At 73.0% G+C, this 5,906-nt stretch carries 5 protein-coding genes and 1 tRNA gene; all 6 read right to left on the minus strand.

Translation table 11 applies throughout. From position 1 onward, the window contains the following. Positions 1-359: 359 nt before the first annotated feature. The 6 genes from NR072_RS11415 to NR072_RS11440 all read right to left on the minus strand — a co-directional run bounded on the left by NR072_RS11415 (position 360) and on the right by NR072_RS11440 (position 5,781). Positions 360-436: transfer RNA gene (locus NR072_RS11415), tRNA-Pro, on the minus strand. A gap of 378 nt (positions 437-814) precedes the next feature. Then, positions 815-1,294 carry a hypothetical protein gene (locus tag NR072_RS11420; RefSeq protein ID WP_144819832.1) on the minus strand — a complete coding sequence of 160 codons (480 nt, stop codon included), beginning with the start codon at positions 1,292-1,294 and terminating at the stop codon, positions 815-817. A gap of 105 nt (positions 1,295-1,399) precedes the next feature. Then, positions 1,400-2,938 carry a ribosome biogenesis GTPase Der gene (der, locus tag NR072_RS11425; protein ID WP_256837306.1) on the minus strand — a complete coding sequence of 513 codons (1,539 nt, stop codon included), beginning with the start codon at positions 2,936-2,938 and terminating at the stop codon, positions 1,400-1,402. Beyond that, positions 2,935-3,666: a (d)CMP kinase gene (gene cmk / locus NR072_RS11430; protein ID WP_123244157.1), complete on the minus strand. Its 732-nt coding sequence runs from the start codon at positions 3,664-3,666 to the stop codon at positions 2,935-2,937. Before cmk ends, der begins: the two co-directional genes overlap by 4 nt. Position 3,667: 1 nt before the next feature. Further along, on the minus strand, positions 3,668-4,828 hold the full coding sequence (locus tag NR072_RS11435; protein WP_063189213.1) for a prephenate dehydrogenase: 1,161 nt from the start codon (positions 4,826-4,828) through the stop codon (positions 3,668-3,670). Beyond that, positions 4,825-5,781: a pseudouridine synthase gene (locus NR072_RS11440; RefSeq protein WP_036315713.1), complete on the minus strand. Its 957-nt coding sequence runs from the start codon at positions 5,779-5,781 to the stop codon at positions 4,825-4,827. Before NR072_RS11440 ends, NR072_RS11435 begins: the two co-directional genes overlap by 4 nt. Positions 5,782-5,906: the final 125 nt, after the last annotated feature.

Below are 5,906 nucleotides of genomic sequence, written 5' to 3' on the forward strand. Positions count from 1 at the left end.
GCTACCTCGGCGACGTCCCACCCGCCGAGTTCGAGGACACGTTCTATGCTGTCGAGGCCGGCCGCGAACAGTTGTCGGAATCAAATAGCGCGAGTCTCCATCAGACCCAGGGGGCTTCAGGGCCAACGCTCTGGTCACCGACGAGATCGATTTTGGATCGAGCCGCTCGGCCACTGAGGAAGTTCTGAATTCCCGGGGATATAAGTCGAGCCGAACGCCGAACCGTAGGGTCTGTCTCGATCAGTTTGTGCTAAGGAATATGTCAGGCACGGAAAGAGGCCCAGGCGCTCCCCTCGAGGGAGTACCTGGGCCTCATTCCATTTTCCCTCGTCAGATGCGGACTCTGACCCGTGGGAACGTGGTCGGGCTAGCGGGATTTGAACCCACGACCTCTTGACCCCCAGTCAAGCGCGCTACCAAGCTGCGCCATAGCCCGTGGCGAATCGCGGTCATCCGCGCTTCGGCACCCGACGAGCATACCCCACCCGCACCGCCGGATGCGAATCGGGAGCGGGCCCGCCGGGTCGTCGTCGTCAGGGGTGAACGGCACGACACCCCCGAAACGTGAACAAGGGGCCCACGTCCTCTTCACAGACGTGAACCCCTCATCCCTTGACCGAGGGCCACCCGACCGAGAGTCCCCCAGCGACCGCGGCCCCGGCGTACCGGTGGGCCTGGCGGTCTGCACGAACCCTCTCATGACTGAGGGTGCAGTCGCGCACGTGAGAAGTGTAACACGCTGAGCCGCTCCGATCCGCCGTTCCGGGCGCGTCGCAGGGGCGTGTCGGGGGCCTCACGGAGCCCCGTCGCAGGCTCAGAACGTGAAGGTTCGGTCCCCCACGCGGAATTCGACGTCCTCCAGGTCCGGGATGGCGTCGCGCGCCCGGTCCGCCGCCTCCCGCATCGTGTCCTCGAGAACCTGGGGATCGGCCTCGAGCAGGGACTGGCCGTACTCGATGACCACCTTCCCGTCCTCCCGAAGGGCCTCGACGTCGACGATGTCCGAACCGGAGGGCAGCGATCGCGTCAGGTCCTCGACGACCTCGGCGGCGCGCTGGTCCGCCTCCTCCAGGGCGCCCTCGGCCTCCTGGCGCAGCTGCCCCAGGTCCACGCGGTCCGAGGCGTCCGCCTCCAGCTCGCTGATCCGGTCCTCGGCCTGGGCGAGCCGGTCCTCCGCGCTCTGCAGCGCGGCCCGGGTCTCGCCGTCGTCGACCGCGCAGCCGGATGCGGCCAGCGCGAGCGCGGCCAGGGTGGCCAGGGACAGGGCGGCGGGGCGACGTCGGATGAGGCTCATGCCCACAGGCTACGCGGCGAAGGTGGACGAACGGTGGGAGCTTGCCGGGACGACGACGTCCCCCGGCGCGGGTGGCCGAGGGACGTCGTCGGGGGCGGGGCCGGATCAGCGGCCGCGACCGCGCTTCTCGCGCACGCGCATCCCGATCTCGAGGGGCGTGCCCTCGAACCCGAACGTCTCGCGCAGGCGGCGCACGATGAACCGGCGGTACCCGGGGTCCAGAAACCCGGTGGTGAACAGCACGAACTTGGGCGGCCGGCTCGAGACCTGGGTCGCGAACAGGATGCGGGGCTGCTTGCCGCCGCGCAGCGGGTGCGGGTGGGCCGCCACAAGCTCGCCGAGGAACGCGTTGAGCTTGCCCGTGGGGATGCGGGTGTCCCACGAGTCCAGGGCGAGGTCCAGCGCGGGGACGAGACGGTCCTTGTGCCAGCCGGTCTTCGCGGAGATGTTCACCCGCGGCGCCCACGCGACGTGCGCCAGGTCCCTCTCGATCTCCTTGGCCAGCTGGAGCCGGCGGTCCTCATCCACCTGGTCCCACTTGTTGAACGCGATCACGAGGGCGCGGCCGGAGTCCAGCACCATCTGGAGGATGCGCACGTCCTGCTCCGAGATCACCTGCGGCGCCTCGAGCAGCACCACGGCCACCTCGGCGCGGTCCAGGGCCGAGGCAGTGCGCAGCGACGCGTAGTAGTCGGCGCCGTGGGCCATGTGCTGCCGTCGACGGATGCCGGCGGTGTCCACGAAGCGCCACAGCCGTCCGCCGAGCTCCACGAGCTCGTCCACGGGGTCGCGCGTGGTGCCGGCCAGGTCGTCCACCACCACGCGGTCCGAGCCGGCCAGCTTGTTCAGCAGCGAGGACTTGCCCACGTTCGGCCGGCCCACGAGGGCGATCCGGCGCGGGCCGCCGCGCGGCACGAGACCGCCGTGGGCGGACTCCTCCGGCAGCGCCTCGAGCGCGGCGTCCAACAGGTCCGCGACGCCGCGGCCGTGCACCGCGGACACCGGGTACGGGTAGCCGAAGCCGAGCGACCACAGGGTGGCGGCGTCGGCCTCCTGGACCATGTCGTCCACCTTGTTGGCGGCCACGATCACCGGGCGGTCCTTGCGGCGCAGCATCGAGACCACGGCCTCGTCCGTGGCCGTCATGCCGACGGTGGCGTCCACCACGAACACGACGGCGTCCGCCACGTCCACGGCCAGCTCTGCCTGCTCGGCCACGCGACGGTGGATGCCCTTGGCGTCGTGCTCCCAGCCGCCGGTGTCCACCACGGTGAACTCGCGGCCGTTCCACTCGGCGTCGTAGGAGACGCGGTCGCGCGTCACGCCGGGCATGTCCTCCACGACGGCCTCACGGCGGCCGATGATGCGGTTGACGAGCGTGGACTTGCCGACGTTCGGCCGGCCCACGATGGCCAGCACGGGCGGCACGGGCGCGTCGACGTCCTCGTCGGGCCCGAGCTGCCACGCGTCGAGGAGGGCGGCGTCGTCCTCCTCGAGCTCGTAGTCGGCCAGGCCGGCGCGCAACGACGCGGCACGCGCCTCGGCCTCCTCCTCGGTCATGGCGGCGAGCCGCTCGGCCACCTGATCGTCGCCGGCGGGGACGAACTCGTCCTCACCGGAGCGGTGCTGGGGGTTCTCGGTCATCGTCGGCCTCCCTTCACGGCCGGGATGCCGGCCTGGTCCTCGACGGCGGCCAGGACGGCCGCCACGGTCTGCTCGAAGTCGAGCTCGGTGGAGTCCACGAGCGCCACCCCGTCGGCGGGGCGGTCGAACGTGGACACGGTGGCGTCGCGGGCGTCGCGCCCGGCCACCTGGCGGTGCAGCGTGCCAGCGTCGACGCCGGGCTCCCCCGCCGCGGTCAGCTGGCCTGAGCGGCGGGCGGTGCGCACGGCCTCGGAGGCCGTGAGCAGCACGCGCGCGTGGGCGTCCGGGGCCACCACCGTGGTGATGTCGCGGCCCTCGGCGACCATCCGGCCCGCGGCAGCGATCGCCGCCCGCTGGCGACGGTGCAGCTCCTCGCGCACCGGGATGACCACGGCGACGGTGGAGACCGTGTCCGTGACCTCGGGGCCGCGGATCGCCTCGGTGACGTCCGTGCCGCCGACCCGCACGGCCTCGACGTCCGGGTCGGTGGACTGGTCCAGGTCCATGGCGACGGCGGCCGCCGCCACGGCCTCCGCGTCGGCCAGGTCGACGCCCTCGTGCAGGCAGTGCCACGCCACGGCGCGGTACATGGCGCCGGTGTCCAGGTATGCGGCGCCGAGACGCCGGGCCACGGCCTTGGACACGGACGACTTGCCCGAGCCCGAGGGCCCGTCCACCGCCACTACGAGCGGGGCGGGTGCGACGTCGTCGCGGGTGTGCTCGGTCATCTCAGACCACCTTCCATCCGGCGGCGGTCAGCGCCGCCACGAGTTCGTCCCTGCGGCCGGGCAGCACAGAGATCTCCACCATGCCGACCCGGTGGCCCGAGGCGTGCTCGAGTCGCAGGTCCTCCACGTTCACGTCCGTGCGGCCGACCTCGTCGAGGAGGGCCGCGATCTGCCCGGGGGCGTCGTCCACGATCACCGTGACCACCGCGAACGCCTGCGGCGGCGCCCCGTGCTTGCCGGGCACCCGAGCCCGACCGGCGTTGCCCTCGGCGATCAGCTGCGCCATGTCCAGCCGCGCCCCGGGGGCGGAGGGGTCCTCCAGGGTGCGGATCAACCGGTCCAGGTCCGCCCGCAGCCCGTGCAGCGCCGGCACGATCCGCCCGGCGTTGCCGGAGAGGATCTGCACCCACAGCTGCGGGTCCGACGCCGCGATCCGGGTGGTGTCCCGCAACCCGTTGCCGGCCAGTGCGAGCGCCTGGTCCGGGGTGTCCTGCAGGCGGGAGGCCACGAGCGAGGCGGCGATCTGCGGCAGGTGCGAGATCAGCGCGACCGATTCGTCGTGGGCGCGGGCCGCCATCCGGTACGGGGTGGCCTGCAGCGTCAGCGCGAGCGCCCGACCGGCCGCGAGGGCGCCCGGGTGCGTCGTGTCCGTCGGGCACAGCACCCACGGCGCCTGCGTGAACAGGGTGCCGCGGGCCGCCACGGGACCGGACCGCTCGGAGCCGGCCATCGGGTGCGTCCCGAGGTACCGGTCGGCGTCCTGCGGGGCCAGGCGGCCGTCGTCGACGGCAGCGCGCACGCCCGCGGCGACCGCCTCCTTCACCGAGGCGATGTCCACCACCACGGCCGCGGGCCAGCGGCGCAGCGAGTCGACCACGACGTCGGCGGTCACGTCCGGCGGCGCGGCCACGACGACGAGTCCCGGGGCGACGTCGAGGTCGTCGCCCTCGGCGTCCAGGCGGGCGGGGCGTCCGGCGCGGATGTCCGCGGCCACGGCCAGGGCGGCGGGCGAGGGGTCGTGCAGGCGCACGTCCACACCGGCCGCGCTCAGCCCGATGCCGATCGAGGCGCCCAGCAGACCGGTCCCCCGGACGAGCACGGGCTGCGGGATCCCGGCCGGGCCGTCACCGAGCTTGGCGGCGGACTCGGCGGGCGCGCTCACAGGCCGACCAGGGCCTTGAGGTGGCCCAGCTCCTGCGCGTTGAGTGCGCGGACGGTGCCCTGCTTCTGGTCGCCCAGCAGGATGGGGCCCACCTTGACGCGGACGAGCCGCTCGACCGGGTGGCCGATCTCCTGGAACATGCGACGCACGATGCGGTTCTTGCCCGAGTGCAGCACGACCTCGACGAGCACGTGGCCCGGCGTCGAGTCGACGAGCTTGAACGAGTCGACCTGCGCCACGCCGTCCTCCAGTTCCACGCCCTCGCGCAGCCGGTTCGAGACGCCCTTGGCCAGCGGGCCGCGGGTCTGCACCACGTAGGTCTTGGGGACCTCGTAGCTGGGGTGGGTGAGGCGGTTGGCCAGCTCGCCGTCGTTGGTGAGGATGAGCAGGCCCTCGGTCTCGTTGTCCAGACGGCCCACGTGGAACAGGTGCTCCTGCCCGGGCTTGAGGTAGGTGGCGATCGAGGGCCGGCCCTCCGGGTCCACCATCGTGGAGATCACGCCGCGGGGCTTGTTGAAGACGAAGTACTGCTTGGTCACGTCCGTCTGCACGGAGATGCCGTCCACCCGGATCACGGCCGTGGCCGGGTCCACGCGCACGCCGGGCTCGGTGACGACGACGCCGTCCACCTCCACGCGGCCCTCGGCGATGAGGTCCTCGCTCACGCGCCGGGACGCCACACCCGCCGCGGCCAGCACCTTCTGCAGGCGCTCGCCCGACTCGTCGTGGATGCGGTCGAGGTGGGCGGCCTTGGCCCGGGCGGCGCCGGCGCCGCGGCCGCGGCGACCGCGGGTGCGCGGCACGGCGTCCTCGTCGAAGGGGGCCTCCTCACGGGGGGCGGCGGCGCCGCGGCGGGCACCGATCTGTCGCTGGAAGTCGCGCTCCTGGAACGGGCCGCCCCGTCGACCGACGGCGGGGGTGCGTCCGGAGCCTCGCGGCTTGCGGGAGTTCATGGGGAGGGCGTCCTTTCGGGTGCGCGTCAACGGCGCCGGTCGGGCCGGCGGCGGACGGGTCAGGGGGTGAGGGACGGTCCGGAGACGGACACGCCCGGCTTCATTCTCGCAGATCGGCGGCGTCG

The sequence above is a fragment of the Micrococcus sp. Mcc89 genome (assembly GCF_024519795.1).
In the GTDB taxonomy this organism is placed as follows: domain Bacteria; phylum Actinomycetota; class Actinomycetes; order Actinomycetales; family Micrococcaceae; genus Micrococcus; species Micrococcus luteus.

What these genes read in the sequence shown, in the direction of transcription:
- NR072_RS11420 (WP_144819832.1), bottom strand. Translation starts at nt 1,294, where the DNA reads ATGAGCCTCATCCGACGTCGCCCCGCCGCCCTGTCCCTGGCCACCCTG.
- der (WP_256837306.1), bottom strand. Translation starts at nt 2,938, where the DNA reads ATGACCGAGAACCCCCAGCACCGCTCCGGTGAGGACGAGTTCGTCCCC.
- cmk (WP_123244157.1), bottom strand. Translation starts at nt 3,666, where the DNA reads ATGACCGAGCACACCCGCGACGACGTCGCACCCGCCCCGCTCGTAGTG.
- NR072_RS11440 (WP_036315713.1), bottom strand. Translation starts at nt 5,781, where the DNA reads ATGAACTCCCGCAAGCCGCGAGGCTCCGGACGCACCCCCGCCGTCGGT.